The sequence below is a fragment of the Streptomyces sp. NPDC007896 genome (assembly GCF_042959425.1).
Taxonomy (GTDB): domain Bacteria; phylum Actinomycetota; class Actinomycetes; order Streptomycetales; family Streptomycetaceae; genus Streptomyces.
Genome location: NZ_JBIBKX010000001.1, coordinates 161410 through 188285, shown reverse-complemented (window position 1 = coordinate 188285; position 26876 = coordinate 161410). Strand labels below are relative to the sequence as shown.

Annotated in this window: 26 protein-coding genes; 18 read left to right on the top strand and 8 right to left on the bottom strand. The window is 70.1% G+C overall.

Features of this window, described 5'->3' with window-relative positions; all coding sequences use genetic code 11:
- Positions 1-21: 21 nt before the first annotated feature.
- Together ACFZDJ_RS00870 and ACFZDJ_RS00865 are read right to left on the bottom strand one after the other, a co-directional pair.
- Positions 22-945 carry an ABC transporter ATP-binding protein gene (locus tag ACFZDJ_RS00870; protein WP_384906031.1) on the bottom strand — a complete coding sequence of 308 codons (924 nt, stop codon included), beginning with the start codon at positions 943-945 and terminating at the stop codon, positions 22-24.
- Positions 946-991: 46 nt separating this feature from the next.
- Positions 992-1822 carry an AAC(3) family N-acetyltransferase gene (locus ACFZDJ_RS00865; RefSeq protein ID WP_391055167.1) on the bottom strand — a complete coding sequence of 277 codons (831 nt, stop codon included), beginning with the start codon at positions 1820-1822 and terminating at the stop codon, positions 992-994.
- Positions 1823-1983: 161 nt separating this feature from the next.
- Between ACFZDJ_RS00865 and ACFZDJ_RS00860 the strand changes: the two genes are divergently transcribed.
- From ACFZDJ_RS00860 to ACFZDJ_RS00825, 8 genes are all read left to right on the top strand, one after another.
- Positions 1984-2736 (top strand): ArsR family transcriptional regulator, encoded by a 753-nt coding sequence (locus tag ACFZDJ_RS00860; protein ID WP_390928378.1) that lies wholly within the window; start codon positions 1984-1986, stop codon positions 2734-2736.
- A complete protein-coding gene (gene sufB, locus ACFZDJ_RS00855; protein WP_054235898.1) occupies positions 2733-4157 on the top strand; it encodes a Fe-S cluster assembly protein SufB in 1425 nt (474 codons plus the stop codon). Before ACFZDJ_RS00860 ends, sufB begins: the two co-directional genes overlap by 4 nt.
- A 91-nt stretch (positions 4158-4248) precedes the next feature.
- Entirely contained in the window at positions 4249-5430 is a 1182-nt protein-coding gene (gene sufD, locus ACFZDJ_RS00850; protein WP_390928380.1) for a Fe-S cluster assembly protein SufD, read from the top strand.
- The gene (locus ACFZDJ_RS00845) at positions 5430-5753 is read left to right on the top strand and encodes a bifunctional 3-phenylpropionate/cinnamic acid dioxygenase ferredoxin subunit (protein WP_101405822.1); all 324 of its coding nucleotides are present in this window, start codon (positions 5430-5432) and stop codon (positions 5751-5753) included. The genes sufD and ACFZDJ_RS00845 overlap by 1 nt, the downstream gene beginning before the upstream one ends.
- 7 nt (positions 5754-5760) lie before the next feature.
- The gene (gene sufC / locus ACFZDJ_RS00840) at positions 5761-6543 is read left to right on the top strand and encodes a Fe-S cluster assembly ATPase SufC (RefSeq protein WP_075026223.1); all 783 of its coding nucleotides are present in this window, start codon (positions 5761-5763) and stop codon (positions 6541-6543) included.
- Positions 6540-7796 (top strand): cysteine desulfurase, encoded by a 1257-nt coding sequence (locus tag ACFZDJ_RS00835; protein WP_168508041.1) that lies wholly within the window; start codon positions 6540-6542, stop codon positions 7794-7796. The genes sufC and ACFZDJ_RS00835 overlap by 4 nt, the downstream gene beginning before the upstream one ends.
- Before the next feature lie 15 nt (positions 7797-7811).
- On the top strand, positions 7812-8276 hold the full coding sequence (gene sufU / locus ACFZDJ_RS00830) for a Fe-S cluster assembly sulfur transfer protein SufU (protein WP_097226268.1): 465 nt from the start codon (positions 7812-7814) through the stop codon (positions 8274-8276).
- Positions 8273-8611 (top strand): metal-sulfur cluster assembly factor, encoded by a 339-nt coding sequence (locus ACFZDJ_RS00825; RefSeq protein ID WP_054235892.1) that lies wholly within the window; start codon positions 8273-8275, stop codon positions 8609-8611. Before sufU ends, ACFZDJ_RS00825 begins: the two co-directional genes overlap by 4 nt.
- 69 nt (positions 8612-8680) lie before the next feature.
- On the opposite strand, the gene ACFZDJ_RS00820 is transcribed toward ACFZDJ_RS00825, so the two are convergent.
- Entirely contained in the window at positions 8681-9655 is a 975-nt protein-coding gene (locus ACFZDJ_RS00820; RefSeq protein WP_391055163.1) for an AbfB domain-containing protein, read from the bottom strand.
- A gap of 519 nt (positions 9656-10174) precedes the next feature.
- On the opposite strand from ACFZDJ_RS00820, the gene ACFZDJ_RS00815 reads away from it, so the two are divergent.
- The 3 genes from ACFZDJ_RS00815 (at position 10175) to dapD (ending at position 12175) form a co-directional block, all read left to right on the top strand.
- The gene (locus ACFZDJ_RS00815) at positions 10175-10513 is read left to right on the top strand and encodes a multidrug efflux SMR transporter (RefSeq protein ID WP_144315310.1); all 339 of its coding nucleotides are present in this window, start codon (positions 10175-10177) and stop codon (positions 10511-10513) included.
- On the top strand, positions 10513-11052 hold the full coding sequence (locus tag ACFZDJ_RS00810; protein WP_384906037.1) for a TetR/AcrR family transcriptional regulator: 540 nt from the start codon (positions 10513-10515) through the stop codon (positions 11050-11052). Before ACFZDJ_RS00815 ends, ACFZDJ_RS00810 begins: the two co-directional genes overlap by 1 nt.
- 133 nt (positions 11053-11185) lie before the next feature.
- Positions 11186-12175 (top strand): 2,3,4,5-tetrahydropyridine-2,6-dicarboxylate N-succinyltransferase, encoded by a 990-nt coding sequence (gene dapD / locus ACFZDJ_RS00805; RefSeq protein ID WP_391055159.1) that lies wholly within the window; start codon positions 11186-11188, stop codon positions 12173-12175.
- A gap of 222 nt (positions 12176-12397) precedes the next feature.
- Here dapD and ACFZDJ_RS00800 read toward each other — a convergent pair whose 3' ends face one another.
- The 3 genes from ACFZDJ_RS00800 to ACFZDJ_RS00790 all read right to left on the bottom strand — a co-directional run bounded on the left by ACFZDJ_RS00800 (position 12398) and on the right by ACFZDJ_RS00790 (position 17237).
- Entirely contained in the window at positions 12398-13456 is a 1059-nt protein-coding gene (locus ACFZDJ_RS00800; protein ID WP_391055157.1) for a zinc-binding dehydrogenase, read from the bottom strand.
- Between the two features lie 251 nt (positions 13457-13707).
- The gene (gene helR / locus ACFZDJ_RS00795) at positions 13708-15879 is read right to left on the bottom strand and encodes an RNA polymerase recycling motor ATPase HelR (RefSeq protein ID WP_391055156.1); all 2172 of its coding nucleotides are present in this window, start codon (positions 15877-15879) and stop codon (positions 13708-13710) included.
- Between the two features lie 122 nt (positions 15880-16001).
- Positions 16002-17237 carry a nucleotide disphospho-sugar-binding domain-containing protein gene (locus ACFZDJ_RS00790; RefSeq protein WP_391055153.1) on the bottom strand — a complete coding sequence of 412 codons (1236 nt, stop codon included), beginning with the start codon at positions 17235-17237 and terminating at the stop codon, positions 16002-16004.
- 289 nt (positions 17238-17526) lie between these two features.
- Here ACFZDJ_RS00790 and ACFZDJ_RS00785 point away from each other — a divergent pair, with 289 nt between their 5' ends.
- Both ACFZDJ_RS00785 and ACFZDJ_RS00780 read left to right on the top strand, forming a co-directional pair.
- Complete coding sequence (locus tag ACFZDJ_RS00785) at positions 17527-18087, top strand: SigE family RNA polymerase sigma factor (protein WP_390928394.1); 561 nt, start codon at positions 17527-17529, stop codon at positions 18085-18087.
- Complete coding sequence (locus ACFZDJ_RS00780) at positions 18084-19274, top strand: WD40 repeat domain-containing protein (protein ID WP_391055151.1); 1191 nt, start codon at positions 18084-18086, stop codon at positions 19272-19274. The genes ACFZDJ_RS00785 and ACFZDJ_RS00780 overlap by 4 nt, the downstream gene beginning before the upstream one ends.
- Here the strand turns inward: ACFZDJ_RS00780 and dapA are convergent, their stop codons facing one another.
- Positions 19275-20201, bottom strand: coding sequence for a 4-hydroxy-tetrahydrodipicolinate synthase (gene dapA, locus ACFZDJ_RS00775; RefSeq protein WP_391055148.1), 927 nt, complete (start codon positions 20199-20201; stop codon positions 19275-19277). It abuts the gene before it with no gap.
- A gap of 167 nt (positions 20202-20368) precedes the next feature.
- Between dapA and ACFZDJ_RS00770 the strand changes: the two genes are divergently transcribed.
- The 4 genes from ACFZDJ_RS00770 to ACFZDJ_RS00755 all read left to right on the top strand — a co-directional run bounded on the left by ACFZDJ_RS00770 (position 20369) and on the right by ACFZDJ_RS00755 (position 22777).
- Positions 20369-20515 carry a hypothetical protein gene (locus ACFZDJ_RS00770; RefSeq protein ID WP_384906045.1) on the top strand — a complete coding sequence of 49 codons (147 nt, stop codon included), beginning with the start codon at positions 20369-20371 and terminating at the stop codon, positions 20513-20515.
- Entirely contained in the window at positions 20512-21180 is a 669-nt protein-coding gene (locus ACFZDJ_RS00765; protein WP_391055145.1) for a hypothetical protein, read from the top strand. Before ACFZDJ_RS00770 ends, ACFZDJ_RS00765 begins: the two co-directional genes overlap by 4 nt.
- Before the next feature lie 89 nt (positions 21181-21269).
- Positions 21270-22022: a helix-turn-helix domain-containing protein gene (locus ACFZDJ_RS00760; protein ID WP_391055143.1), complete on the top strand. Its 753-nt coding sequence runs from the start codon at positions 21270-21272 to the stop codon at positions 22020-22022.
- A 20-nt stretch (positions 22023-22042) separates the two neighbouring features.
- Positions 22043-22777, top strand: coding sequence for an SRPBCC domain-containing protein (locus ACFZDJ_RS00755; RefSeq protein ID WP_390928405.1), 735 nt, complete (start codon positions 22043-22045; stop codon positions 22775-22777).
- A gap of 91 nt (positions 22778-22868) precedes the next feature.
- On the opposite strand, the gene ACFZDJ_RS00750 is transcribed toward ACFZDJ_RS00755, so the two are convergent.
- Positions 22869-24695 carry an endonuclease/exonuclease/phosphatase family protein gene (locus ACFZDJ_RS00750; protein ID WP_390928407.1) on the bottom strand — a complete coding sequence of 609 codons (1827 nt, stop codon included), beginning with the start codon at positions 24693-24695 and terminating at the stop codon, positions 22869-22871.
- Positions 24696-25416: 721 nt separating this feature from the next.
- Between ACFZDJ_RS00750 and ACFZDJ_RS00745 the strand changes: the two genes are divergently transcribed.
- Positions 25417-26841 carry a hypothetical protein gene (locus tag ACFZDJ_RS00745; protein ID WP_390928408.1) on the top strand — a complete coding sequence of 475 codons (1425 nt, stop codon included), beginning with the start codon at positions 25417-25419 and terminating at the stop codon, positions 26839-26841.
- The last annotated feature ends 35 nt before the right edge of the window (positions 26842-26876 follow it).

Genomic DNA, 26876 nt, shown 5'->3' with positions numbered 1-26876 from the left:
GGGTGTAGGTACCGGCGGTGGTCACGAACGCAGCTCCTTGCCGGTCAGTTCCAAAAACACGTCTTCCAGGGTGTGGCGTTCGACCGAGATCTTCTCCGGCATCACGCCGTGCTGCGCGCACCAGGAGGTGACCGTCGCCAGCAGCTGGGGATCGATCTTGCCGCCCACCCGGTACGAGCCGGGCGTCAGCTCCGCGGCCGTGCAGTCGGCCGGCAGGGCCTTCAGCAGGGAGCCGACGTCGAGCCCCGGACGGCCGGTGAACCGCAGGGTGTTCTCGGCGCCGCCGCGGCACAGCTCCTCGGGGGAGCCCTGCGCGATGACCCTGCCCGCGTCGATGATCGCGACGTCGTCGGCGAGCTGCTCGGCCTCGTCCATGTAGTGCGTGGTGAGGATGACCGAGACGCCGTCGGCGCGCAGATCGCGGACGAGGTCCCAGGTGGCGCGGCGGGCCTGCGGGTCGAGGCCCGCGGTCGGCTCGTCGAGGAAGACCAGTTCGGGGCGGCCGACCACGGCCATCGCGAGCGCGAGGCGCTGCTGCTGGCCGCCCGAGAGCCGCCGGTAGGTCGTGCGGCCGCAGCTGTCGAGGCCGAGCCGCTCGATGAGCGCGTCCACGTCCAGGGGGTGGGCGTGGAGCTTCGCCACATGGCGGAGCATCTCGTCGGCGCGGGCACCGGAGTAGACCCCGCCGGACTGGAGCATCACGCCGATGCGGGAGTGCAGTTGCCCGGACTGTCTCACCGGGTCGAGGCCCAGGACGCGTACCGTGCCGGAATCCGGCTTCCGGTACCCCTCGCAGGTCTCGACCGTGGTCGTCTTGCCCGCCCCGTTGGGGCCCAGTACGGCGGTGATGCCCGCCTCGGCCACCAGGTCGAGGCCGTCCACCGCGGTCTTGTTGCCGTACCGCTTCACCAGGGCCTGGACCTGGACCACGGGCTCGCTTCGCATGAGGCGCAAGTCTAGGGAGCCGGTCGGGTGATCGGTCGGGCGGGGTTCAGGAGGCGGCCCCGGGCCTGACCCATTCCTCGCGGGGGCGGTGCAGCGCCAGCCAGCGCTCCGCGTACGCCACCGCGTCGGCCACCGGGAACAGGCGTACGTCGGCCGCGCCCACCCGGCCCCGTACGACGGGGCGGTCCCGTTCGAAGTCGGAACCCAGTTCGTCGAAGCGGTCGGAGTCGACGGAGACCTCGGTGACGACCTCCCAGCGGGTCGCCCCCTGCGGGGTGCGCACCGGGCGTCCCACCTCGACGAGCGGGGACGGTATGCGGTATTCGGCCAGGTGGAAGCTGGTGCATGTGTCGTAGCCCGCGCCGAGCAGGAGCACCCGGGCACCGAGGGCCTCCAGGCGGGCCAGTGGGCTGCGCTCACCGAGCCGGCAGTCGGGGGCGTGCCACTCGACGATCTCCGCCGCGCGGGGGCCGAGGGCCGCGAAGGAGGTCTGCGGATGGGCGCTGCGCAGGGCGCCGGGCCAGGTGCGGACGGTCTCGGGGATCACGCCGACCCCGCGGCTGGGTGTCACGAGGGGGTCGTACGCGGGCATCGTCGCCCGAATGGGCGACCACCACTCCTCGGGTACGGGCGGATTGCTCCACAGCGCCGGGTCGGAGAGGTCCCCGGACTGGGTGGGGACCACCAGGGTGCCGTCGGGACCGAGGGCGTCGAGCAGTCCCTGGACGACGGCGACGGCGCCGCCGTTGACCCAGCCGAGGGAGTTCAGGGAGGAGTGCGCGAGGAGCGTTTCTCCGGGCTGGACGCCCAGCTCCAGAAGCTGTGCGGCGAGGGTGTCCCGTGTGACGAGTGGGCCGGTCGGAGGGGGTGTCGGCATGGTTCTGGAGTCTTGCGGAGAGCCGGTCCCGAAGCCAGTGAATTGATCGATCAAAGATCGTTTCCGCAGGTCACCTTAGGTATACCTAAGTGATGCAGCGCACCGCCCGCCTCCGGGGTCGCGGCTTGTCAGGCCCTGAGGAATTACGCAACAATGGCGTTGTGAAAAACGTTGGCGAGGCTCGGGAGACCCCCATGGGGGCCCCTCAGGAGGAACTCGCGACCGGTGAGCGTTCCACGCGCAACCGTGTCGCGCGGTCCATCCTGGACCACGGCCCGTCGACCGTGGCCGACCTCGCGGGTCGGCTGGGCCTGACCCAGGCCGCCGTGCGCCGTCATCTCGACGCGCTGGTAGCCGACGACGTGGTGGAAGCACGGGAGCAGCGGGTCTACGGAGCGCGTACGCGCGGCCGCCCCGCCAAGGTGTTCGCCCTGACCGACTGCGGCCGGGACGCCTTCGACCAGTCCTACGACAAGCTCGCCGCGGACGCGATGCGCTGGATCGCGGCGCGCGAGGGCGGGGACGAGGCGGTCGTCGCCTTCGCCCGCGCCCGGATGGCCGCCCAGGCCGAGGCGTACCGCAAGGCCGTCGAGGCCGTCGCGCCGGAGCAGCGCACCGAAGCGTTGGCCAAGGCCCTGAGTGTGGACGGGTACGCTGCTGCAGCGCGTAGCGCACCGGTCGGCGAGCAGCTCTGCCAGCACCACTGCCCGGTCGCTCATGTCGCCGAGCAGTTCCCGCAGCTGTGCGAGGCGGAGACCGAGATCTTCTCCCAGCTGCTCGGCACCCATGTTCAGCGGCTGGCCACCATCGCCCACGGCGACGGTGTGTGCACCACGTTCATCCCCAAGATTTCCAAGATTTCCGAATCCACCCATAACGCATCTGCAAGTACCGCCGGGAGGAACCCCGCATGACGCTCCCCATCGAGGAGACTGCCCACCCTGAGCTCGAGGGTCTGGGTACGTACGAATACGGCTGGGCCGACTCCGACGTGGCCGGTGCCTCTGCCAAGCGCGGTATCAACGAGGACGTCGTCCGCGACATCTCCGCGAAGAAGAGCGAGCCGGAGTGGATGACCAAGCTCCGCCTCAAGGGCCTGCGCCTCTTCGAGAAGAAGCCCATGCCCAACTGGGGCTCGGACCTGTCCGGGATCGACTTCGACAACATCAAGTACTTCGTGCGCTCCACGGAGAAGCAGGCGGAGTCCTGGGAGGACCTGCCCGAGGACATCAAGAACACGTACGACAAGCTCGGCATCCCCGAGGCGGAGAAGCAGCGCCTCGTCGCCGGTGTCGCGGCCCAGTACGAGTCCGAGGTCGTCTACCACCAGATCCGCGAGGACCTGGAGGAGCAGGGCGTCATCTTCCTCGACACCGACACCGCCCTCAAGGAGCACCCGGAGCTCTTCAAGGAGTACTTCGGCACCGTCATCCCGGTCGGCGACAACAAGTTCGCGTCGCTGAACACCGCCGTGTGGTCCGGTGGCTCCTTCATCTACGTGCCGAAGGGCGTGCACGTCGAGATCCCGCTCCAGGCCTACTTCCGTATCAACACGGAGAACATGGGCCAGTTCGAGCGGACGCTGATCATCGTCGACGAGGACGCCTACGTCCACTACGTCGAGGGTTGTACGGCGCCGATCTACAAGTCGGACTCCCTGCACTCCGCGGTGGTCGAGATCATCGTGAAGAAGGGCGCCCGCTGCCGCTACACGACCATCCAGAACTGGTCGAACAACGTCTACAACCTGGTCACCAAGCGCGCCGTGGCGTACGAGGGCGCGACCATGGAGTGGATCGACGGCAACATCGGCTCCAAGGTCACCATGAAGTACCCGGCCGTCTACCTGATGGGCGAGCACGCCAAGGGCGAGACCCTCTCCATCGCCTTCGCGGGCGAGGGCCAGCACCAGGACGCCGGCTCCAAGATGGTCCACATGGCGCCGAACACGTCGTCGAACATCGTGTCGAAGTCCGTGGCGCGCGGTGGCGGTCGTACGTCCTACCGCGGTCTGGTCGAGATCGGCGAGGGCGCCCACGGCTCGAAGTCGAACGTGCTGTGCGACGCGCTGCTCGTCGACACCATCTCCCGCTCCGACACCTACCCGTACGTCGACGTCCGTGAGGACGACGTGTCCATGGGCCACGAGGCGACCGTCTCCAAGGTCTCCGAGGACCAGCTCTTCTACCTGATGAGCCGCGGTCTGACGGAGTTCGAGGCGATGGCGATGATCGTGCGCGGCTTCGTCGAGCCGATCGCCAAGGAGCTGCCCATGGAGTACGCGCTTGAACTCAACCGGCTGATCGAGCTGCAGATGGAAGGCGCGGTCGGCTAAGACCCGCCGCCCGGAAAACAGCTGGTGGCCCGCCTCTCCCGGCGGGCCCGAGGATCTCAACTGACGCAGGAAAGAGAGCAGACCGACAGCCATGGCTGAGGCTCAGAACATCCCGGTGGGGTCCACCACCGCCGGCCAGATCGCGGTGGCCGCCGAGTCGACCGTCGCCACGCGCATGAGCGCGCCCCCGTCCTTCGACGTGGCGGACTTCCCGGTCCCCCACGGCCGCGAGGAGGAGTGGCGGTTCACCCCGCTGGAGCGCCTGCGCGGGCTGCACGACGGAACCGCGGTCGCGACCGGCGACGGCCTGAAGGTCGACGTGGAGGCGCCCGCGGGCGTCGTCGTGGAGACCGTCGGCCGTGACGACGCGCGCCTCGGCAGGGCGGGCACCCCGGTGGACCGCGTCGCCGCCCAGGCGTACTCCGCGTTCGAGAAGGCCGGCGTGATCACCGTCCCCAAGGAGACGGTGCTCACCGAGCCCATCCGCGTCGCGGTGCACGGAGAGGGCGGCGTCGCCTACGGCCACCAGGTCGTGGAGCTCGGAGCCTTCGCCGAGGCCGTCGTCGTCATCGACCACACCGGTGACGCCGTGCTCGCCGCCAACGTCGACTACATCCTGGGCGACGGCGCCAAGCTCACCGTCGTCTCCGTCCAGGACTGGGACGACAAGGCCGTGCACGTGGGCCAGCACAACGCGCTGATCGGCCGGGACGCCACGTTCAAGTCCTTCGTGGTCACGTTCGGCGGCGACCTCGTGCGCCTGCACCCGCGCGTGGCCTACGCCGGCACCGGCGGTGAGGCCGAGCTGTTCGGTCTCTACTTCACGGACGCGGGCCAGCACCAGGAGCACCGTCTGCTGGTCGACCACAACACCCCGCACTGCAAGTCGAACGTCGCCTACAAGGGCGCGCTCCAGGGCGACGGCGCGCACGCCGTGTGGATCGGTGACGTCCTCATCGAGGCCAAGGCCGAGGGCACGGACACGTACGAGATGAACCGCAACCTGGTTCTGACCGACGGCGCCCGCGTCGACTCCGTGCCGAACCTGGAGATCGAGACCGGCGAGATCGTCGGCGCCGGACACGCCTCCGCGACCGGCCGCTTCGACGACGAGCAGCTCTTCTACCTGATGGCCCGCGGCATCCCCGCCGACGAGGCGCGTCGACTGGTGGTCCGCGGGTTCTTCGCCGAGCTCGTGCAGCAGATCGGTGTCGACGACATCGAGCAGCGCCTTCTCGTGAAGATCGACGAGGAGCTGGAGGCGTCGGTCTGATGACCAGCACCTTCGTACGCGCCTGTGGGCTGAGCGAGCTGGAGGAGGACACCCCGAAGCGGGTGGAACTCGACGGCACGCCGGTCTCGGTCGTGAAGACCGAGGGGGAGGTGTTCGCGATCAACGACATCTGTTCGCACGCGAACGTCTCGCTCTCCGAGGGCGAGGTGGAGGACTGCCAGATCGAGTGCTGGCTGCACGGCTCCGCGTTCGACCTGCGCACCGGCAAGCCGTCCGGCCTTCCCGCGACGCGCCCCGTCCCCGTATACCCCGTAAAGATCGAAGGGGACGACGTGCTCGTCTCCCTCACCCAGGAGTCCTGAGGAACCCATGGCAACGCTTGAAATCCACGACCTGCACGTCACCGTCGAGGCCGACAACGCCACGAAGGAGATCCTCAAGGGCGTCGACCTGACCGTGAAGCAGGGCGAGACGCACGCCATCATGGGCCCGAACGGCTCCGGCAAGTCGACCCTCGCCTACTCCCTCGCGGGCCACCCGAAGTACACGATCACCAGCGGCACCGTCACCCTCGACGGCGAGGACGTCCTGGAGATGTCCGTCGACGAGCGCGCCCGCGCGGGCCTGTTCCTGGCGATGCAGTACCCGGTCGAGATCCCCGGTGTCTCCGTCTCCAACTTCCTGCGCACCTCCGCCACGGCCGTCCGCGGCGAGGCCCCCAAGCTGCGCACCTGGGTGAAGGAGGTCAAGGAGACCATGGAGCGCCTCTCCATGGACCCCGCCTTCGCCGAGCGCAACGTGAACGAGGGCTTCTCCGGCGGTGAGAAGAAGCGCCACGAGATCCTCCAGCTGGAGCTGCTCAAGCCGAAGATCGCGATCCTCGACGAGACCGACTCCGGCCTGGACGTCGACGCCCTGCGCGTCGTCTCCGAGGGTGTCAACCGCGTCCGCGAGACCGGCGAGGTCGGCACCCTGCTGATCACGCACTACACGCGCATCCTGCGCTACATCAAGCCCGACTTCGTCCACGTCTTCTCCGGCGGCCGCATCGTCGAGTCCGGCGGCGCCGAGCTCGCCGACAAGCTGGAGAACGAGGGCTACGAGGCTTACGCGAAGCACGAAGTCGACACGAAGGGTGGCGCATCCGCGTGACACAGCTGCCGGGCCTCCTCGACACCGAGGCGATCCGCAAGGACTTCCCCATCCTGGACCGTCAGGTCCACGACGGCAGGAAGCTCGTGTACCTGGACAACGCGGCGACCTCGCAGAAGCCGCGCCAGGTGCTGGACGCCCTGAGTGAGTACTACGAGCGCTACAACGCCAACGTCCACCGCGGTGTGCATGTGCTCGCCGAGGAGGCCACGGCGCTGTACGAGGGCGCGCGCGACAAGGTCGCCGCGTTCATCAACGCGCCGAGCCGCGACGAGGTGATCTTCACCAAGAACGCCTCCGAGTCGCTCAACCTCGTGGCCAACATGCTCGGCTGGGCCGACGAGCCCTACCGGGTCGACCACGAGACCGAGATCGTCATCACCGAGATGGAGCACCACTCCAACATCGTGCCGTGGCAGCTGCTGGCGCAGCGCACGGGCGCGAAGCTGAAGTGGTTCGGTCTCACCGACGACGGCCGCCTCGACCTGTCGAACATCAACGAGATCATCACCGAGAAGACGAAGATCGTCTCCTTCGTGCTGGTGTCGAACATCCTGGGCACCATCAACCCGGTCGAGGCCATAGTCCGCCGCGCCCAGGAGGTCGGCGCGCTGGTCTGCATCGACGCCTCGCAGGCCGCGCCGCACATGCCGCTGGACGTCCAGGCCCTCCAGGCCGACTTCGTGGCCTTCACCGGCCACAAGATGTGCGGCCCGACGGGCATCGGCGTGCTGTGGGGCCGCCAGGAGCTCCTGGAGGACCTGCCCCCGTTCCTCGGCGGCGGCGAGATGATCGAGACGGTGTCGATGCACTCGTCGACGTACGCCCCGGCGCCGCACAAGTTCGAGGCGGGCACCCCGCCGATCGCGCAGGCGGTCGGCCTCGGCGCGGCGATCGACTACCTGAACGCGATCGGCATGGACAAGATCCTCGCCCATGAGCACGCGCTCACCGAGTACGCGGTGAAGCGGCTCGGCGAGGTCCCCGACCTGCGGATCATCGGCCCGACCACGGCCGAGGACCGCGGCGCCGCGATCTCGTTCACCCTGGGTGACATCCACCCGCACGACGTGGGCCAGGTCCTGGACGAACAGGGCATCGCGGTCCGGGTCGGACACCACTGCGCACGCCCGGTCTGCCTGCGGTACGGAATTCCTGCGACCACGCGAGCGTCGTTCTATCTGTACTCCACGCCGGCCGAGATCGACGCACTGGTGGACGGCCTGGAGCACGTCCGGAACTTCTTCGGCTGAGGGGCTGGCTGAGACGTGAAGCTTGATTCGATGTACCAGGAAGTCATCCTGGACCACTACAAGCACCCCCATGGGCGAGGCTTGCGGGATGGCGATGCCGAGGTGCACCACGTCAACCCGACGTGCGGCGACGAGATCACGCTGCGCGTGAAGTACGAGGGCGAGCAGATCGCGGACATCTCGTACGAGGGGCAGGGCTGCTCCATCAGCCAGGCCTCGGCGTCCGTGCTGAACGAGCTCCTCGTCGGCAAGGACGTGTCCGAGGCGCAGAAGATCCAGGAGACCTTCCTGGAGCTCATGCAGTCCAAGGGCAGGATCGAGCCCGACGACGCGATGGAGGAGGTGCTGGAGGACGCTGTCGCGTTCGCCGGTGTCTCCAAGTACCCGGCCCGGGTCAAGTGCGCTCTCCTGAGTTGGATGGCGTGGAAGGACGCGACGGCCCAGGCTCTGGGCGAGAGCGCCGAGAGGAAGACGGCATGAGCGAGAACGAGACCCTGACGATGAAGCCGGCCTCCGAGGAAGAAGTCCGTGAGGCGCTGTACGACGTCGTCGACCCCGAGCTGGGCATCGACGTCGTCAACCTCGGCCTGATCTACGGTATCCACATCGACGACGCGAACATCGCGACGATCGACATGACCCTGACGTCCGCGGCCTGCCCGCTCACCGACGTCATCGAGGACCAGGCCAAGTCCGCCACGGACGGCATCGTCAACGAGCTGCGCATCAACTGGGTCTGGATGCCGCCGTGGGGCCCGGACAAGATCACGGACGACGGGCGTGAGCAGCTTCGGGCGCTCGGGTTCAACGTCTGAGTCCGCGCACACCTCCGCACACGTCTGTGGCCCCCGGCAGCTCGCCGGGGGCCACAGGTGTTCCTGGGGTCAGGACCAGCCGTTCACCACACGGAACGCCGAGTCCGCGCGGAAGAGCTGACTGTTGTCGTCTCTGTCCAGGCGGAGCTGGAAGTTACGGTGGCGCAGATAGCGGCCCGGGTAGTTGATCGACTCCAGCATGACGGCGCCGGTGTACGGGGACGTCCGGGGACAGAAGGTGGCGTCCTTGCGGAAGAGCTCGGAGCCGTCGTTGCGGTCGGCGCGCAGAGAGAAGTTGCGGTGGCGCAGATAGGCGCCGTCGGCGGTGGTGAAGGAGTAGCAATCGGCGTTGCCGAGCCCCGCCACCACCTTGAAGCTGGCGTCCCGTTTGGTCGAGCCCGAGCTGCCCGAATCCACCGGATCGAGCCGTACGAAGCCGTTGCTCAGATGCCAGTAGCGGTCGGGGTAGTTGACCGACTGGAGCGACTTCCGCGAGGAGACGGGCTCGGACTCGGGAGGCTTGCTGGACGAGGCGGTCTTCGACGGCTCGGTGGTGCCGGCGACGGGCTTGTCGTCGGACCCCTGTTCCGAGGGCCCCGGCGAGGCCGAGTCCGACGCGGTGGAGGCGGAGCCGGAGCGCCGCGGGGAGGACAGGGCGTTCTTGCCCGTTGGGGCCGTGGTGCTGCCGTCGGCCGAGGCGGAGACGCCGGGTATGAACGGGACGTCCGTGTCGGAGGCCGTGTGGTTCGCCCGGTTCTTCGACGCGGCGTCAGTGTTGCTGTCCAGTACGGCGATCGCGGTCGCGGTGGCGATGAGCACCGCCACCGCGAGCCCGCCGGCCATCCACAGCCGTCGGGTTCCGGGCAGCCGACCCTCGTCCGGGAACTCCCCGGACTCCCAGGGCACCGGCGGCTCGACGAAGGGAGGCAGTTCCGCCGGATAGGGAGTGCCTTGGGGGGTGGGGCGCCAGGCGGGTTCTTCCGAAGCGGGCACGGGCTGGTCGGCCCCGGGCTCGGGTTCGGGCTCTGGCGTAGTTTCTGGCATGCGCGTTCCTCCAGCGTCGCCCAAGGCGCACGCGGATTCGTCTACTGGTCTCAGCACAAGAGGGGGCGCAGGCACACGGAACGGCGGTAGCCGTGGAGACCCGGTGCGCGACTGGTGAAACAGTAGTGGACTTGGTGACTTCTGAGCAGCCGTTTCCCCCACTGATCCCGTGGCCCCACGGGGATTCATGGGGGTTCATGGGAATTCATGGGCGTGGTGGCTTCACATTGCATTCTCAGTGTGATCCAAGTCCGGGCTCATCGGGGCGCGACAGCGTGAGGTCGTGTCCGCTTCTGTGCAACCCGCCCCCACACGTCCGGTGTTCGTCCTCGGCTGACCCGGCACCGGCGCACCCACGGCGCGCTGGACACCTCCCGGGCGGGCACCTGGACCACCGGACTGACGTCCGATCACATACGGCTGTGCGAGGCCGTATCGGGCGAACAGCTGACCTCGTACGGGTCACGGGGTGAGCTGTGGCGAGGGGCTCGCGCTCTTTGCGTACGGGCGTACGCATCGATGCGTACACTCGTACACATGGGATACGCACTGCTCGCCGGAGCCATCGCCTCCGAGGTGGCCGCCACGACCGCCATGAAGTACAGCGAGGGCTTCAGCAGGCTCTGGCCCTCGCTGGTGACCGTCCTCGGATACGTCATCGCCTTCGTGCTGCTCGCGCAGTGCCTGAAGACCGTCCAGGTCGGCACGGCCTACGCGATCTGGGCCGGCGCCGGCACCGCCGTCATCGCCGCGATCGGCATGGTGTTCCTCGGCGAGGCGCTCAGCTTCACCAAGGTCGCCGGGATACTGCTGATCATCGGCGGGGTCGTGGTGCTGAACCTCGGCGGGGCCCACTGATGGCGGCGCGCCGCTACGACCCCGAGCGGCGGCAGCGGATCATCGACGCGGCGATCCGGGTCGTGGGCGCCAGGGGACTCGCCGGGCTGAGCCATCGCACCGTCGCCGCCGAGGCCGATGTGCCGCTCGGCTCCACCACGTACCACTTCAAGACCCTCGACGAGCTCATGGTCGCCGCGCTGCGGCAGGCGAACGAGGGCTTCGCCAAGGTGATCGCCGCACGCGGCGCGCTGGAGGACCCCCGGGCCGACCTCGCCGGCGAACTCGCCGGGCTGATGGGCGAGTGGCTCGCGGGCGACCGTACGGGGGTGGAGCTGGAGTACGAGCTGTACCTCGCGGCGCTGCGCCGCCCCGCCCTGCGCCCCGTCGCCGCCGAATGGGTCCAGGACCTCGCCGAGCCCCTCGCCCGCCGCACCGACCCCGTCACCGCGAGGGCACTGGTCGCGCTGGTGGACGGGATCTGTCTGCAGGTGCTGCTGACGGGGGTGTCGTATGACGAGGGGTATGCGCGGGAGGTGTTGGGGCGGGTGATCGGCTGAGGGGGAGGGTTCGGTGCGGGGGATGCGCGAGGGGAGGACGGGGTCCCGCGAGGGGGCGTACGGGGCGCCCGGCACGTGAGATGGCGGGTGTACCGGTTCGCTCGTGCGCCCCGGGCCGCGTTAGGTTTCACCCATGACCGACACGACTGCTACTCGCACCACCGGCGCCGTCGCCGCCGGCCTCGCCACCCTCACGGCCGACGGCACCGTCCTCGACACCTGGTTCCCCGCGCCCGAGCTGTCCGCCGAGCCCGGCCCGGCCGGCACCGAGCGGCTGTCCGCCGAGCGTGCCGTCGAGCTGCTCGGCGAAGGCGCCGCCAAAGCCATCGGGCCCGACGCCCGCCGAGGCGTCGAAGTGGTCGCGGTCCGCACGGTCATCGCCTCGCTGGACGAGAAGCCGATCGACGCGCACGACACCTACCTGCGCCTGCACCTGCTCTCGCACCGCCTCGTGCAGCCGCACGGCCAGAGCCTGGACGGCATCTTCGGTCATCTCGCCAACGTCGCCTGGACCTCGCTCGGCCCGGTCGCCGTGGACGACGTCGAGAAGGTGCGCCTCAACGCCCGCGCCGAGGGCCTGCACCTCCAGGTGACGTCCATCGACAAGTTCCCGCGCATGACGGACTACGTCGCCCCCAAGGGCGTCCGGATCGCCGACGCCGACCGCGTCCGGCTCGGCGCGCACCTCGCCGAGGGCACCACCGTCATGCACGAGGGCTTCGTGAACTTCAACGCGGGCACCCTCGGCACGTCGATGGTCGAGGGCCGCATCTCGGCCGGCGTCGTGGTCGGCGACGGCTCCGACATCGGCGGCGGCGCCTCCACCATGGGCACCCTGTCCGGCGGCGGCAACGTCCGCATCACCATCGGCGCGCGTTGCCTGATCGGCGCCGAGGCGGGCGTCGGTATCGCCCTCGGCGACGAGTGCGTGGTCGAGGCGGGGCTGTACGTCACCGCGGGCACCCGCGTGACCATGCCCGACGGGCAGATCGTCAAGGCCCGTGAGCTGTCCGGGGCGTCGAACATCCTCTTCCGCCGCAACTCGGTGACCGGAACCGTCGAGGCGCGGCCGAACAACGCGGTGTGGGGCGGCCTGAACGAGGTTCTGCACAGCCACAACTGATCATCGGCGGCCGTGACCTGCGGCCGCCTCATCGGTCCATGCTCTGACCTGCTTCTGACCTGCTGCTGAAGTGCTGCTGAGCTGTCGGCAGCTGTCGGCGTCGGTCATCGTCGAGCGCCCTTCCACGGCCCCAGGACGGCCCGGGAGGGCGCTCGTGCGTCGAGGGAGACAGCCGCCTTGTAAGGCGATGTCACCTGTGGATGTCAGCCGGGAACCCGCGTCCTACCTGTCGTCTTCGTCCCGGCCGTCCTCGAAGACGAAGAGCGGTTTCGCGCCATGTGCGGGTGCTTCGGCGAACGAGATGGCTTCAGTGAAGCGTTCGAGCGGGAACGGCTCGCCCTGGGGGATGTTCAGCACCTCATCAGCGACGAGACCGCGAACCTCGGACAGCGCGCGCAGCGCGTCCGCAGGTGAGGCGGTGCCGAACCAGCGGTTCAGCCAGAACCCACGGACTGCTTTGGTCTCGTAGATGACCGAGCGTGCCGACAGCGGGATCGTCAGCGCTGCCGGGTCGGTCTGCCGATGGGTGGAGAGCGCGCCGTAGACCACGACCTCTCCTCCCGGAGCCAATGCCTGGGACACCTGGGCACCCACATGGCCCGCGACACAGTCGATGGCCTTGCGCACGCCGGCCGATCCTGCAATCTCCGCCACACGCTGCAACAAGTCCTCGTCCTCGGTGCAAATGACCTCGTCACCACCAAGCGCCTTGATCTCCTCGACGGCATCGCGCCGCCGCACGACATTGATCGTGCGCATACCCAGATGCCTGGCCAGCTGAATGACGAGCCGGCCGACGGTGGAGCCCGCGGCCGTCTGCAACAACCATTCACCCGGCTGTACGTCGAGTTCGCGAGTCACCAGGAGCAGCGCGGTCAACGGGTTGACGGCGAGCTGACAGGCGCTGGAGTCGCTCAGATGATCGGGGACCGGCAGGACCCTTCGTGCATCGGCGACAAGGTATTCCTGCCAGGTGCCGGCCACAGGCGGCCCGGGTACCGCCGGGACGGCAACGGCCACCACGCGCTCGCCCGTCTTCAGTCCCTCGGTGTCCGGGCCCAGGGCCTCAATGCGGCCCACGCATTCCATGTGACCCCCGACGGTGGGGAACTCGGGGGAGAAACCGTAGCGGCCACGCAGCACGTGCAGATCACTGGCGTGAATCGGAGTCGCCTTCACGCGGATCAACGCCTGACCTGCTTCTGGCGTGGGAACGGGACGGGATTCCAGCCGCAGGACATCGGCCGGCTCGCCAACCTTCCCGGCTACGAGAGCGCGCATGGATTGTGGCATGAGTGACCTTTCATCGAGGTCCGTGATCAGGACCGCTCGCCGCAGCGAACCGATCTGAGGTCAGAGTGGGCGCATGCCCTGCCAAGTCCGCCGCACGCACCGCACCCGAGAGCCCCTGGAGTCCCCGACATCACGCTAAGCGCCACTCACAGGCTCTGCAATCCAGCCTCCGACGGCTCCCGCGGCGGAGTCGCGGATGTCGCAGCCCCCGCGCCCCGACCGGGGCGCGGGGAACCGCTTCATGAGCTCGTGAGGACGACGAGTTGCCGGGTCGCTCGGGTCATCGCGACATAGCGGTCGACCGCTCCTTCGACGCCCTCGCCGAACGCCTGCGGGTCGATGAGGACGACCAGGTCGAACTCGAGCCCCTTCGACAGCTCCGGGGTCAGTGAACGGACGCGGGACGTCGCCCGGAATGTGGGATCGCCGATGACACAGGCGATGCCGTCCGCGTGCGCGGCGAGCCAGGTGTCGAGGACCGAGCTCAGATCCGCGGTGGATCCGTGGACGACGGGAACGCCGCCGCTGCGGATGGAGGTCGGCACATTGGCGTCCGGGAGCACGGCCCGGATGACCGGCTCGGCCTCCGCCATGATTTCTTCCGGCGTCCGGTAGTTGATGCTCAGGGAGGCCGACTCGATCCGGTCGAGCCCGATCCGCTCGAGCCGTTCCCGCCACGACTCCGTGAACCCGTGCCTGGCCTGGGCACGGTCCCCGACGATGGTGAAGCTCCGGGACGGGCAGCGCAGCAGCAGCATCTGCCACTCCGCGTCGGTCAGCTCCTGAGCCTCGTCCACGACGATGTGCGCGAACGGGCCGGCGAGCAGGTCCGGTTCGGTGCCGGGCAGTGCGCTCTCGTCGACCAGGGTGTCCTGGAGGTCCCGTCCGTGCAGCATCCCCACCGCGCCTTCGCTCTCGTCGATCACGACGTTCTGCAGCAGGCTGTCGATGACGTCGGCCCTGCGTGCGCGTTCGGCGGCGACGGCGGCTTCGTTACGACGCTTGCGCCGAGCCGCCTTTGGGTCGCCGAGCCGCTGCCGTGCCGCGTCCAGCAGCGGCAGGTCGGACACCGTCCAGGCCTGGGCGTCCTCGCGCCGCAGCCGCCGGACCTCGTCGGGGCCGAGCCAGGGAGCGCACTTGCGCAGGTAGGCGGGTACCGACCACAGGTCCGAGACCAGGTCGGCCGCTTCGAGCAGCGGCCAGGCGCGGTCGAAGGCCGTGAGCAGCTCCCTGTTCCGCAGCAGCGACGTGCGGAGCAGGTCGGCCGAGACGCCGTCGTCATGCGCCGAGGCGTCGTCGTGCTTGTCCACCAGGATCGTGAGCAGCTCCTCCCAGACCTGGTCGCGCGCCTCGTTGTGCGGAGTACCGGGTTCCGCCGCTTCGAACGCCATGGCCCAGTCGTCGGCGCTCAGCCAGATGTCGGACCAGTGGGTCGTGACCGTCATCCCCTTGGTGGGCGGCTCCTCGTAGAACCTCACGGCTGTCTCGATCGCCTTCACCAGATCAGCGGACGACTTCAGGCGAGCCACGTCCGGGTCGGCCTCGATCGTCGCGGCGGCTCCCTCGGCGACGAGATCCCGCAGGATGCAGGTCTGCACGCCCTCCTCTCCGAGACTGGGCAGGACGTCGGCGACGTAGGCCAGGTAGGGCCGGTGCGGACCGACGAACAGCACGCCGCCCCGGCGGTGACCGAGGCGCGGGTCGGAGTAGAGGAGGTAGGCGGAGCGGTGCAGAGCGACGACCGTCTTGCCCGTACCCGGACCGCCGTCGACGACGAGAGCGCCGCGGGATCCCGCGCGGATGATGGCGTCCTGGTCGGCCTGGATGGTGCCGAGCACGTCGCGCATCCGTGGCGACCGGTCGCCGCCCAGGCTGGCGATGAAGGCGGACTGGTCGTCGAGCGCGGCGTGGCCGGCGAATCCGTCCGAGGTGAACACCTCGTCCCAGTAGTCGCCGATCCGGCCTCGGGCCCAGCGATACCTGCGGCGGCTCGCCAGACCCATCGGGTCGGCGTGGGTGGCTCCGAAGAACGGCTCGGCCGCGGGGGAGCGCCAGTCGAGCAGCAGCCGACGACCCGTACTGTCCGTGAGGCCGAGCCGTCCGACGTACACGGGCTCGGGGTCGTCCGCGCCGACCATGTGTCCGAGGCACAGGTCCAGACCGAAGCGACGCAGTGCGCGCAGGCGAGCGGTCAGCCGGTGGATCTCCACGTCCCGGTCCATCGCCTGCCGGCCCGCACCGCCGGGCGCTCTGCGCTCGGCGTCGAGGAGGTCGGTCAGCTCGGCGATCGACTGTTCGAGGCACTCCGCGATGGCCGCGAAGTGCTCTTCGTCGCCGGCGATCAGCGTCGGGTCGGCCTTGGCGGAGAGGCGGTCGGGAAGGTCGAACGCGCTGGTGGTCAGGGGATTCACGTCGTTGGCTCCGAATGTTCCGAAGGTGAGGTCGCTCGTGACCCTTGCGCGCGGCAAGGCGTCCGGACCGGCGTGTGCGGGTTCATGTGTCCGGGGTCCTGGCCGGACGGGTCCCGTGGGGTTCACGCGGATGTGCGTGGCTCCTCCCGGCTGATCATGCCGAGGAGAAGCCTCGCGGCCTCTGTCGTCCCGTCGGTGCGGATCGTGGCGGCCACAGCGGTCGCCCGTGCGCGGGTCTCGGGGGCCAGGGCCGTACCGAGCGCGGCCGACAGGGACTCGAAGGTCGGAGTCGGACCGCCGTGGGCCGCGCCGATGCCCAGCTCGGCGACCCGGGCTGCCCAGTACGGCTGGTCCACGATCTGGGGTACGACCACCTGGGGCGCGCCGGCCCGGGCGGCCGTCGTCGTCGTGCCCGCGCCGCCGTGGTGCACGACGGCGGCCACCCGGCCGAACAGCGCCTGCTGGTTGACCTCACCGAGGACGAAACAGTCGTCGACATCGTCGATCGGGGCCAGGCCGGCCCAGCCGCGGGCAAGGAGTACGCGGCGGCCCCGCGCGCGGCTCGCTTCAATGGCCACCCGGGCGATGTCCTTCGGGGTGTGCGCGACCATGCTGCCGAAGCCCACGTAGACCGGTGGTGCACCGGCGTCCAGGAACGCCTCCAACCCGGCCGGGAGCGGGCGTTCGTCCGGCAGGATCCACGCCCCCGTCTGCACGAGGTCGAGATCCGTCAGGTCCTGCCACGGGCCCAGGACGGGGTCCGCCGCCAGCCACGGCCGGTCGGTGACCGCGTAGTCACGGACGTTGTCCACCGGTGCCAGGCCGATCACCGCCCGGTGGCTGTTCTCCGCCTCGCCGTACAGCTCGTTCACGCGCTGGGCGTCCTGCTCCCACAGCACCTTGAGGTCGGTCTCCTCCCGGGGGGACGGCCGGCCCGGCCGCGACTGCGGAGGGAAGTGCTGCGAGGGCAGTCCGAACGGATGGAAGCACGCGAACACGTAGCGGATGCCCAGTTTCTCGGCCACCGAGCGTGCGCCGGCCGGCATCAGGCCGGTCGCCAGCAGCGCGTCGCACCCCTCGGCCGCCGCGGTGAGCGTCTCGTACCTCGCGGCGACCAGCTCGGGCGCGAGCCGGAACGCGGCCGCGGCCGACGGCGGCCTCTCGCCGGTCACCACCGAGCGCACCGACGGGCCGAGCGGCACCAGCGGCACGCCGACCCGAGCCAGCAGCGCCACGAATTCCTCGTCCGGTGGCGCGCACACCCGCACCTCCGCGCCGAGTTCCCGCAACCGCACCGCGAGTCCCGCCAGCGGTTCGACGTCCCCTCGCGATCCCCATGTCGACAACAGCACACGCACTTTGCGACTCCCCGTGTCCGCGGATTCCGGCTTCGGCCGGTGATTCTGCGGCACGACGGGGGCCTTGCCGCAAGCCCCCCGGTGCGCTATAAGTTGAGAGTGGCAAGGAGTGGGTAACCTCCTTGCCTTCGTCTTTTTCCGTCCGCTCTGGACGGACAACCTCCTTGAGATTGCTCGAGATTGATCGCGGCCCCGGGGCATAGCGGCGGGCGGGCGCACGCGTCACAAGGGGTACAGGGGCGGGCCGTCAGGCCGCCGGAGCAGACCCTCGGGGAAGACGAAGGTGACGATGGATGCCGAAGCGCAGAAGAGCTTCCGGGAGTTCGTGGCGAATCGGTCGTCCACGCTGTTGAAGACGGCCGTGCTGCTCAGCGGCGGGGACCGGCACGCCGCCGAGGACCTGCTGCAGAACGCCCTGATCAAGGCCGCGGGGCGGTGGCACCGGATCGACGAACCCGAGGCGTACGTACGGCAGGTGCTGTACCGGCAGCAGGTGAGCCGCTGGCGGCTGAAGTGGCCCCGACGGGAGCTGAGCGTCGCCGAGCCGCCCGAGGGCGGGCCGCATGACGCGGACGTCTCGTCCGCCGCGGAGCTGCGGGTCGTGATGCGGGGGGCGCTGGCCCGGCTCACCGCCCGGCAGCGCACCGTGCTCGTCCTGCGCTACTTCGAGGATCTGCCGGAGGCCGACGTGGCCCGGCTCCTCGGCTGCTCCGTCGGGACCGTACGGTCCACCACCCACCGCTCGCTCGCCCGGCTGCGCGCCCTCGCCCCCGAACTGGCCGCACTCGGCCGGGGCGGCGACGAGCGGCCGTCGTCCCGTGACTTCTCGCCGCTGGAGGTGCGCCCGTGAACGTCGACGACTTCGTCCGAGACTCCTTCCACGAGCAGGTCGCGGATGTCGCCCCGCCTCCCGTGGACTTCGCCGACCGGGTACTGGCCGTCCGACGGCGCCGCCGGACCCGTACGATCGCCTCTGTCGCCGTGGCCACCGTCGCCGCGGTCGCCGTCGCCGTCGCGGTGCCCGTGCTGGGCACCGGCAAGGACGACGTGCGCCCGGCGAACGTCCTGAACGAGAACGACATCGTCGCCCACCCCGGCCAGACCCCACCGCGCGATCTGATCGCGGCCGGGGGAGTCGCGCTGGCCGCGTACTACACCACCACGGGAGTCAAGCAGTCGGCCGACCGTCACCTCAACATCCGCACGTACTGGCTCCTCGACGTGCGGACGCACAAGTACAAGAAGACCACGAAGTGGTCCTTTGTCGCGGTCGCCCCCGGCCTGCGGACCGCCGCCGTCCTGGAGCGGGACCTGCCCGCCCGGCGGATCGGCCTGCTCGACCTGCGCACCGGCGAGGTCGAGCGCTGGATTCCGGTCGACCACACGGTCGGCGGGGTCGCATTCTCGCCCGACGGCCGCAAACTCGTCGCGACGACCTACAAGACGAACCCCGACCTGCAGGCCACGGTGACGAACAACCAGGCCACCTACCAGGAGCCGGGCCGGACCGGCTTCTACGTCGTCGACGTCGCGTCCGGCACGGCGTCCTGGAGCAAGGTCCCGTCCGGCGGCGGCTCCGACATCAACGTCCGTCAGGACTTCGGCTTCAGCCGCGACGGCAAACTGGTCTACAGCGGGGTCACCACCGCACCCGGCCAGCGCTTCTACGACTTCCAGGGCAACGAGGTCGCGACGCCCGACAACGAGAGGCACCTGGTCTGGTACGTCGACGCACGGCTGTCCCCGGACGGCAGACTCGCCGCGGGCGACTTCGCGGGCGGGAAGAAGACCACCGCCTCCGAGATCCTGGACTCCGCCACCGGCAAGCGGATCACCACCGTACGCGGGCAGCAACTGCTCGCCTGGATCGACAACAAGCGCCTGATCGCCTGGGACATCACCCCGGGCTCGAACGAGTTCCACAACCGGCTCGTGGTCGTCGCCCTGGGCAGCGACAAGGAGGTACCGCTGAGCGGATTCCGGGGCGGCCAGGACGGCGCCGCCGGGCGCTGGACACCGGTGTTCGCCCGGCGCTGATCAGGCGGCCGCCAACTCCTCGTACGCCGCCAGCAGTCCGTCGGTCACCTCCCGGCCGGCGGGCCGCAGCGGCGGGCGGACCGGACCCGCGGGCAGGCCGAGCCGGCCGAGCAGGGCCTTGGCCGTGACCGTGCCGGGCAGTCCCGACGACATCATCAACTCGATGAGCGGGACGGCGCGTTGTTGCCGACGCGCCGCCTCCGCCGTGTCCCCCGTCTCGAACGCGTCGAGGATCGCGCGGAAGGGGCCGGGGGCCGCGTTCGCCACCGTGCTGATGTACCCGGTCCCGCCGACCGCCCGCAGCGCGAGCACCTGCTCGTCACAGCCCGCGTAGTACGCCAACTCGGTGCGGGCCAGCACCTTCTGGGTGCCGAGGAGGTCGTACGCGCAGTCCTTGACGGCCACGATCCGGGGGTGCTCGGCGAGCCGGATCAGGGTGTCGGGCTCGATACGGGTGCCGGTGCGGCCGGGGATGTCGTACAGCGTGAGCGGCAGTCCGGTGGCGTCGGCGATCTCCCGGAAGTGCGCCTCGACGGCGTCCTGCGGAGGCCTGCTGTAGTACGGCGTCACGACCAACAGGCCGTCCGCGCCCGCCTTTTCGGCCGCCAGGGCCAGTTCGACGGTGTGCCGCGTGTCGGCGGTGCCGACGCCCGCGACGATCGCGGCCCGGTCGCCGACCGCCTCGCGCACGGCGCGCACGAGCGCGGACTTCTCGGCGTCCGTCGTGGTCGGGGACTCGCCCGTGGTGCCGGACAGGACCAGACCGTCGCAGCCCGCGCGGACCAGCCGGTCGGCGAGCCGCCCCGCCCCGTCGAGGTCGAGCGCGCCCGCCTCGGTGAAGGGCGTGACCATCGCGCAGAGCGCACGGCCGAACGGAGGAGTGGAGGAAGAGGCGGAGGGAGGGGCCAAGGGGGCCGAGGTCGTCATGCGAGTAGTCTCGGCAGCTCCACTGTGAAGCTCCACTTAATTCTTCTACGAGGTAAGGGAAAGCATTGCTACCAGGTGGCTGCTTTCGCGAGGCCCTGGTGCCAACCCGGCCCCTCATGGGTCACCATGGCGAGGACGGAAGTCGACGGCAGATCGCGGGAGGCGTCATGAGGCTGGGCAAGGCACTCGCCACCGGAGTCGCGGAAGAGCGGACTCGCGCGGACGAAGACATTCTCCAACTTCCCGAGGAACTCCCCGAGAAAATCGAGGAGCTGGAGACGTCCGTGCCCGAAGAGGTCCCGGTCGCCCGATGAGGCTGCGGCTCCCCGAGGAACGACCGACGGAGCCGCCGACCGGATACAAGATCGCCCACCCGGTGCTGTCCCAGGACGGCACCCGGGCCGGGTTCACCGGCGTCTCGCTGGGCGGCGCGGTGCCGTACGGAGTGCTGGACGAGGCGCGCTGCGTCTACGGGCTGCGGCACCGGGCGCCGCACCGTCGCTGCGACTGCGGCTTCCACTGCGTGCACGACTCGGCCACGGCCGAGGCCATGCTCTGCACCGCCGAGCACCGGGCGGCCGTCCTCCTGGAGGTCTCCGTCCTCGGCGCCTACATCCGCTTCGAACAGGGGTTCCGCTACGCCCGCCAGCGGGTGCGGAGCGCGACGGTCGGTCCCTGCGCCTGCGGCGCGGTGGCCGCCGCGCTCGCGGACGCGGGCTGGGGGCGCCCCGGCTGGCGCGCCCTCGCGGCGGCCTGCGCGGGCTGCGTACGCGGTCGTACGTCCCTGTCGTTGGCGGAGTTCGCGCGGCTGGCCGGTGAGGGGCTGCGGGTCCGCGCCGGGAGCGGGGTCGTGGTCGGGGATCTGCCCGCCGGGCTCGGGGTGTCCGAACTCGTCGCCGAGGCGGCACTGCTGCAGGCCCGGCTGGACTGGTTCCAGACCCAGCTGGCACGTCTCGGCGAGGGCGGGCCGCAGGGCTGAGGCGCGGCGGTCGACGAGTCTTCTTCGCGGCCCTCTCCGACAACTTGACCCGCCTGGACAAAAAAAGTGTTCGGTGAGACGGTGGAGTCATGTTGGACGTGACCGTCATCGAGGATGCCGAGGCAGCCGCCGTCTCGCTCGACCCCATACGGGCCCGGCTGCTGGCCGAGCTCGCCGCCGGGCCCGCGTCGGCCGCCATGCTGGCCGGAAGGGTCGGGTTGCCGCGGCAGAAGGTGAACTACCACCTGAAGGCGCTGGAGCGGCACGGCCTGGTCGAGCTCGCGGGCGAGCGCCGCAAGGGCAATGTCACCGAGCGGCTGATGCGCGCGACGGCGTCGTCGTATGTCATCTCGCCGCTCGCCCTCGCCGCCGTGCAGCCCGACCCGGACCGCTTCCGGGATCAGCTCTCGGCCCGCTGGCTGCTGGCCGTCGGTGCCCGGCTGGTCCGGGACGTGGGGGCGCTGATCACCGGCGCGGCGAAGGCCCGCAAGCGGCTCGCCACCTACGCGCTCGACGGTGAGGTGACCTTCGCCTCCGCCGCCGACCGCGCCGCGTTCATCGAGGAGCTGACGCAAGGGGTCGGCGCGCTCATCCGCAAGTACCACGACGGGAACGCGGAGGGCGGGCGCGACCACCGGATCGTCGTCGCCGTCCACCCGACGCTCAAGCCGGAAGCCACCGCAAAGCCGGAAGCCACCGCAAAGCCGGAAGCCACCGCAAAGCCGGAAGCCACCGCAAAGCCGGAAGCCATCGTCACGCCGGGAATCACCGTCGAGGCGGCGGCCGCCGCGACGCCGGAGACCGCCCTCGCGGTGGCCCCGGCCCTGCCCGACCAGGACTGAACCACAGGAGAACCTCCACCATGTCCAAGGAATTCGAGATCGCCCGCGAGTTCGAGGTCGACGCCACCCCGGAACAGATGTGGGAGGCGATCACCACCGGTACCGGCGGCTGGCTGTGGCCGATGGAGTTCGAGCCGCGCCAGGGCGGGACCGGGCCCTTCGGCTCCACGCTCACCAACTGGGACCCGCCGCACCGCCTCACCAGCCTGGTCGAGGACGTCGAGGGCATCTCCCAGCAGACCCTCAACCAGATCGACGAGACCATCGAGCCGCGTGACGACGGCCGCCGGTCGTGGGTGCGGTACGTGCACAGCGGCATCTTCGTCGAGGACTGGGACAACCAGTACGACGGCGCGAGCAAGCACACGGACTTCTATCTGCACACCCTGCGCGAGTACGTGACGCACTTCGCGGGGCGCCCGGTCGCCTTCGCCACCTTCGACGGGCCCGGCGCGTCCACGGCGTCCGACGCCTTCGCCGCCGTCGGGCGGGCGCTGGGCCTCGCGGACGACACGGCCGAGGGCGCGCGGGTGCGGGCCCGCGGACCCGAGGGGCAGCTCCTCGACGCCGTGGTCGACTACCGCAACCCGTACTTCATCGGGCTGCGCACCGACAACGCCCTCATCCGCTTCTTCGGGCGGAACCACTGGGGCGCCCCGGTCGGCATGAGCGTCCACGACTTCGCGTCCGACGCCGACGCCCAGCACAACGAGACCGCCTGGAAGGGCTGGCTGAACGAGACGTTCGCCGCCTGACCTCGGGCAAGGGAAGAGCCCGGCCCCCCGGACGACGGGGCCGGGCTCTTCCCCTTTCGGGGCTGTGGCCTCATCCGCAGCCCCTACAGGCCTACGGCCGGAACCGCAGTACCTGCGGGTCGTGGTCGCTGATCTGGTCGGAGAACTCCGAGTTGATGTGCACGCTGTCGTAGTCGAAGTCGCAGCCCTGGCGAATCGACGGGCTGACCAGGATCTGGTCCAGGACCTGCTGGTTGCCCTGGTAGTCGTACGTGTAACGCTCGCTCTTGGGCAGCGACTTGATCGCGGACCAGAGCTCGCCGTCACCCTCGAGGATCTTGGTGGTGTCCGAGAACTCGAAGTCGTTCATGTCACCGAGGGCGAGCACATCGGCGTTCTTCTGCGCCTTGAGGATCTCGTTGACGAAGGAGTTCACCGCCGTCGCCTGCAGATGGCGCTGGGTCTCCGAGCTGCGGGCCGGGGGCTGGTACTGCGCGGTCAGCCCCTGGTCGCCGCCCTTGGAGTTGAGGTGGTTGGCGATCACGAAGACCGTCTTGCCACGGAAGACGAACTCGCCGGCCAGCGGCTTGCGGCTGGACGTCCAGGCCGTGTTGGCCGGGTCGATCCGGCCGGGGGAGGCCGTCAGCTGGGCCTTGCCGTGCACCTTGGTGACACCGACGGCGGTCGTCGAGTCGCCGCCCGCGCGGTCCGTGAAGGAGACCCGCTCCGGGTTGAAGAGGAAGACCTGGCGGATGTTGCCGCCGGGCTCGCCGCCGTCCTTGTCGTTGACCGGGTCTATGGAACGCCAGTCGTACTTCGGGCCGCCCGCCGCGACGATCGCGTCGATCAGCTTGTTCACCGTCTGGTCGGCGGCGACCGTGCCGTCGTCCGTGGCGCCGTTGTTGTCCTGGATCTCCTCCAGGGACACGATGTCGGGCGACTGGAGGTTGTTCACGATCGCGGCCGCGTGGGCGGCGAACGTGCCGTCGCCCGGGTCCAGGTTCTGGACGTTGTACGTCGCCACGGCCAGCTCGCCGCGCGACTGCTTGCGGGTCGTCTCGCGCTGCAGGTCGCCCTTCTCCAGGGTGCCCAACTGGCTCGCGACGAGCGTGTAGCCGCCGAACTGGTTGTAGTCGAGCGGGCCCGCGGTGGTGCCGGCGAGCTCGTCGCCGACGTTCGCGACGGGGAAGTCGGCGGTCGCGCCGAGGGACTGGATCTGCAGGCGGCCGGTGTTCTGCGAGGTGTATGCGCCGTAGATCGTGCCGCCGCGGCGGGTGGGGTGCTCGTGCGGCTTCACCGTGACCCACAGCTCGCTGTACCGGTCGGTGGCGGTGACCACGCGGGCGTCGGCGACCTGGACGTTCATGCCCTCGAGGGACTCGTAGTAGTCCAGGGCGTACTTCGTCGGCTCCAGGGTGAGCGCGTTGATCGAGCCGCTCGCGGCCGTGTCACCGGCGGGGCTGTAGGCGGTCGGCACGGAACGGCTGTTGACGACCGTGGGCGCGGGGACCGCGTTGCCGGACGACAGCACCGTGATCGTCGGCTTGGTGATCTCCGTCAGCGACTGGTTGCCGGAGGAGGCGCCGCCGGGCACGTACTCCGAGACGGTGCCCGTGACGGTGACCGAGTCGCCGACGGCGACCTTCGGGGTGGAGCTGGTGAAGACGAAGACGCCCTCACTGGTGGCCGGGTTGTCGTCCGGGGTCGGGTCCTGGATCCAGAAACCCCGGGACGAACCGTAGGTCCGCAGGGCCGTGACGATGCCCGCCACGTCCGTGACCTTCTGGCCCGCGTAGGGGGACGTCCGGGTGGTGCCCTGGATGTCGTGGATGTGGACGGTGTCCGCGTGGGCGGGTGCGGTCAGCACCACGGCGGAGACGGTGGAACAGACCGCGGCTACGGTCAGCGCGCCGATGCGCGCGGTTCTCTTGCTCGGCAAGGGAATCCCTCCGGGGACTTACATGAGCGCCGGGACGAGGGTGGAGCGTGTGGGGGTAGCGCGACCTGTGTGCGGGTCGGTGACGCGCGTAGAAGCTGGTGGGACGGGTGCCCCTTTGAACTTCTACGCGCGTCAATCTCGTGTGTGGGAAGGGGAGTTGTCAAGGATGGGGTGATGTACAACTCCTGACAGGGACATGAACCGGGCGGCATGGGTGGAAATCCGTCTAGGCTGAGCCGTCGACGTGGTTTTCCGGTCTGGCGTCCGGACCCTCGGGTCCGGGGGTGGTCCACGGGGCGCGCGGGATGTCCTGCGGGACGATGTCCTTGTGGGCTCGGTGGGTTTCCTGCCGGGTCGGGTGGATGCGCCGCCGGGCTCGGTGGACGTACCGCCGGGGCGGGCGGATGCGCCGCCGGGTCCTGGTGGGTGTCCTGCCGGGGCTGGGCGATGCGCCCCCGGGCCCTGGTGGGTGTCTCGCCGGATCCGGGGGTGTGTCGCCGGGTCTTGGTGGGTGATCTGCCGGATCCGGGGGTGATCTGCCGGACCCCGGTGGATGTCACGCTTGTTCCGCTCGTCATGCTTGTTCCGCTTGTACTGCTTTTCCTGCTTTTTCTGCTTGTCACGCTTGGTCGGTCCCGCCGGTCGGGTCGCCCGGTTCCGCTCGTTCGGGCCGTTCGATCCCGCTGTTCGGGTCCTGATTGTTCGGAGGAGAACCCAGCCGATGTCAGAGAGCTCCCCCTTGCCGCCGGTGCGGCTGACGTCCGAAGCGGAGCTGGCGCGGGACGCGCTCGCCACACCGCTGCTCTCCCGCGCCGCACGGCTGGCCCGCTGGGCCGGCCCGGACACACGGGTCGGCGCCGGGGGCGAACTCGTCGAGGAACAGCTTCCCGGGGCGGCCGACGCGCTCGGGCTCACCGGCGACGACGCGGCGGCCCTCGCCAGCGAGGCCTGGCGGGTGGCCGTGGACACCGGGCTCGTCGAGATCGTGGACGAGGAGGAGGGCGCGGTCGCCGCGGGCGCGGACCTCGCGCTGCTCACCTCCGGAGCGCCGCAGGACGTCCTCGGGGTGTGGCTCACCGCCCTGGAGACCGTACTGGCCGACGCGAGCGTGCCCGACCTCGACGAGCTCGTCGACGCGATGGACGGCGGCGGGGAGATCGACTTCTCCTCGCTGGACTGGAACCCCGAGGCCGAGGCCGAGTTCCTGGACGGAGTGCTCGGCAATCTGTACCTGCTGAGCGTGAGCGAGGGCGGGGCGGGCGAAGGCCCCGTACCGCTGCCGGCCCTCGCCGCGTCCATGATCGTGCCCGATGGCATGGGGGAGCCCACCAACGACGTACTGGAGCAGGTGTCGGACGCGATGATGCGGCTCGACGACCAGTTCCGGCTGCTCGAACCCGTCGGTCTCGTCGACTTCCAGCCGGTCGACGAGACACTGATGGCGGACACCGACGAGGAGTCCTCGGCCGCCGCCGACGACGACGTGTCGCGGTACGGGATGGTACGGCTGACACCCCTCGGTCTGTACGGGTTGCGGGCGCGGCTGCTGGAGTCCGGCCTCGCCGCCCCCGCGGTGGGCGATCTCGCGGACAAGGGCGCGGACGCGCTGCTGGACGGCACCGCCACCTTCCCGCCGACCGCCGCCCGGGCCGAGACCGAGCAGTGGCTCGCCCGACGTGAACCCCTCGCCGCCGCCCGGGAGTTGCTCGCCGCGGCGCGCGGCGGCGATGCCGGGGCGCCGCTGCGCCGGCTGCACTGTCAGCAGGCGCTCTCGCTCGTCGGTCTGGAGGCCGAGCCCGCGCTGCGCGAGGTCCTCGACGACGCCGAACTGGGCGGACTCTCCCGGGTCTGGCTCTCCGAACACGGCGCCGCCGACGTGCCCCCGCCGTCCGAGGCGATGATCTTCTGGCTCACCATCGACACGATCGCCGCGCAGCTCGCCGCCGAGGGCAACTCCGCCGAGCTGCAGGGACTGGTCGAGGGGCTTGCCCAGCAGCACGGCGGCTTCTTCGCCGCGGCCTGGCGCGTCGACCACCCGGCCACCCCGGACGTCCTGGAGGCGATGGGCCGCCTCCACCCCGACAAGAAGGTCGCCAAGGAGGCCCGCAAGGCCGCGTTCAAGGCACGCTCGCAGCAAGGGGGTTGAGCGGGGCGGGGCCGGTCGCGGGGCGCTTCCCTTGC

Coding starts and splice junctions, on each gene's coding strand:
- ACFZDJ_RS00755 (WP_390928405.1), top strand. CDS start 22,043: ATGTCCAAGGAATTCGAGATCGCCCGCGAGTTCGAGGTCGACGCCACC.
- ACFZDJ_RS00820 (WP_391055163.1), bottom strand. CDS start 9,655: ATGCCAGAAACTACGCCAGAGCCCGAACCCGAGCCCGGGGCCGACCAG.
- ACFZDJ_RS00745 (WP_390928408.1), top strand. CDS start 25,417: ATGTCAGAGAGCTCCCCCTTGCCGCCGGTGCGGCTGACGTCCGAAGCG.
- ACFZDJ_RS00785 (WP_390928394.1), top strand. CDS start 17,527: ATGGATGCCGAAGCGCAGAAGAGCTTCCGGGAGTTCGTGGCGAATCGG.
- ACFZDJ_RS00815 (WP_144315310.1), top strand. CDS start 10,175: ATGCGTACACTCGTACACATGGGATACGCACTGCTCGCCGGAGCCATC.
- ACFZDJ_RS00845 (WP_101405822.1), top strand. CDS start 5,430: ATGACCAGCACCTTCGTACGCGCCTGTGGGCTGAGCGAGCTGGAGGAG.
- dapA (WP_391055148.1), bottom strand. CDS start 20,201: ATGACGACCTCGGCCCCCTTGGCCCCTCCCTCCGCCTCTTCCTCCACT.
- ACFZDJ_RS00865 (WP_391055167.1), bottom strand. CDS start 1,822: ATGCCGACACCCCCTCCGACCGGCCCACTCGTCACACGGGACACCCTC.
- ACFZDJ_RS00870 (WP_384906031.1), bottom strand. CDS start 945: ATGCGAAGCGAGCCCGTGGTCCAGGTCCAGGCCCTGGTGAAGCGGTAC.
- ACFZDJ_RS00760 (WP_391055143.1), top strand. CDS start 21,270: ATGTTGGACGTGACCGTCATCGAGGATGCCGAGGCAGCCGCCGTCTCG.
- dapD (WP_391055159.1), top strand. CDS start 11,186: ATGACCGACACGACTGCTACTCGCACCACCGGCGCCGTCGCCGCCGGC.
- ACFZDJ_RS00810 (WP_384906037.1), top strand. CDS start 10,513: ATGGCGGCGCGCCGCTACGACCCCGAGCGGCGGCAGCGGATCATCGAC.
- ACFZDJ_RS00765 (WP_391055145.1), top strand. CDS start 20,512: ATGAGGCTGCGGCTCCCCGAGGAACGACCGACGGAGCCGCCGACCGGA.
- ACFZDJ_RS00770 (WP_384906045.1), top strand. CDS start 20,369: ATGAGGCTGGGCAAGGCACTCGCCACCGGAGTCGCGGAAGAGCGGACT.
- sufC (WP_075026223.1), top strand. CDS start 5,761: ATGGCAACGCTTGAAATCCACGACCTGCACGTCACCGTCGAGGCCGAC.
- sufD (WP_390928380.1), top strand. CDS start 4,249: ATGGCTGAGGCTCAGAACATCCCGGTGGGGTCCACCACCGCCGGCCAG.
- sufB (WP_054235898.1), top strand. CDS start 2,733: ATGACGCTCCCCATCGAGGAGACTGCCCACCCTGAGCTCGAGGGTCTG.
- ACFZDJ_RS00800 (WP_391055157.1), bottom strand. CDS start 13,456: ATGCGCGCTCTCGTAGCCGGGAAGGTTGGCGAGCCGGCCGATGTCCTG.
- ACFZDJ_RS00825 (WP_054235892.1), top strand. CDS start 8,273: ATGAGCGAGAACGAGACCCTGACGATGAAGCCGGCCTCCGAGGAAGAA.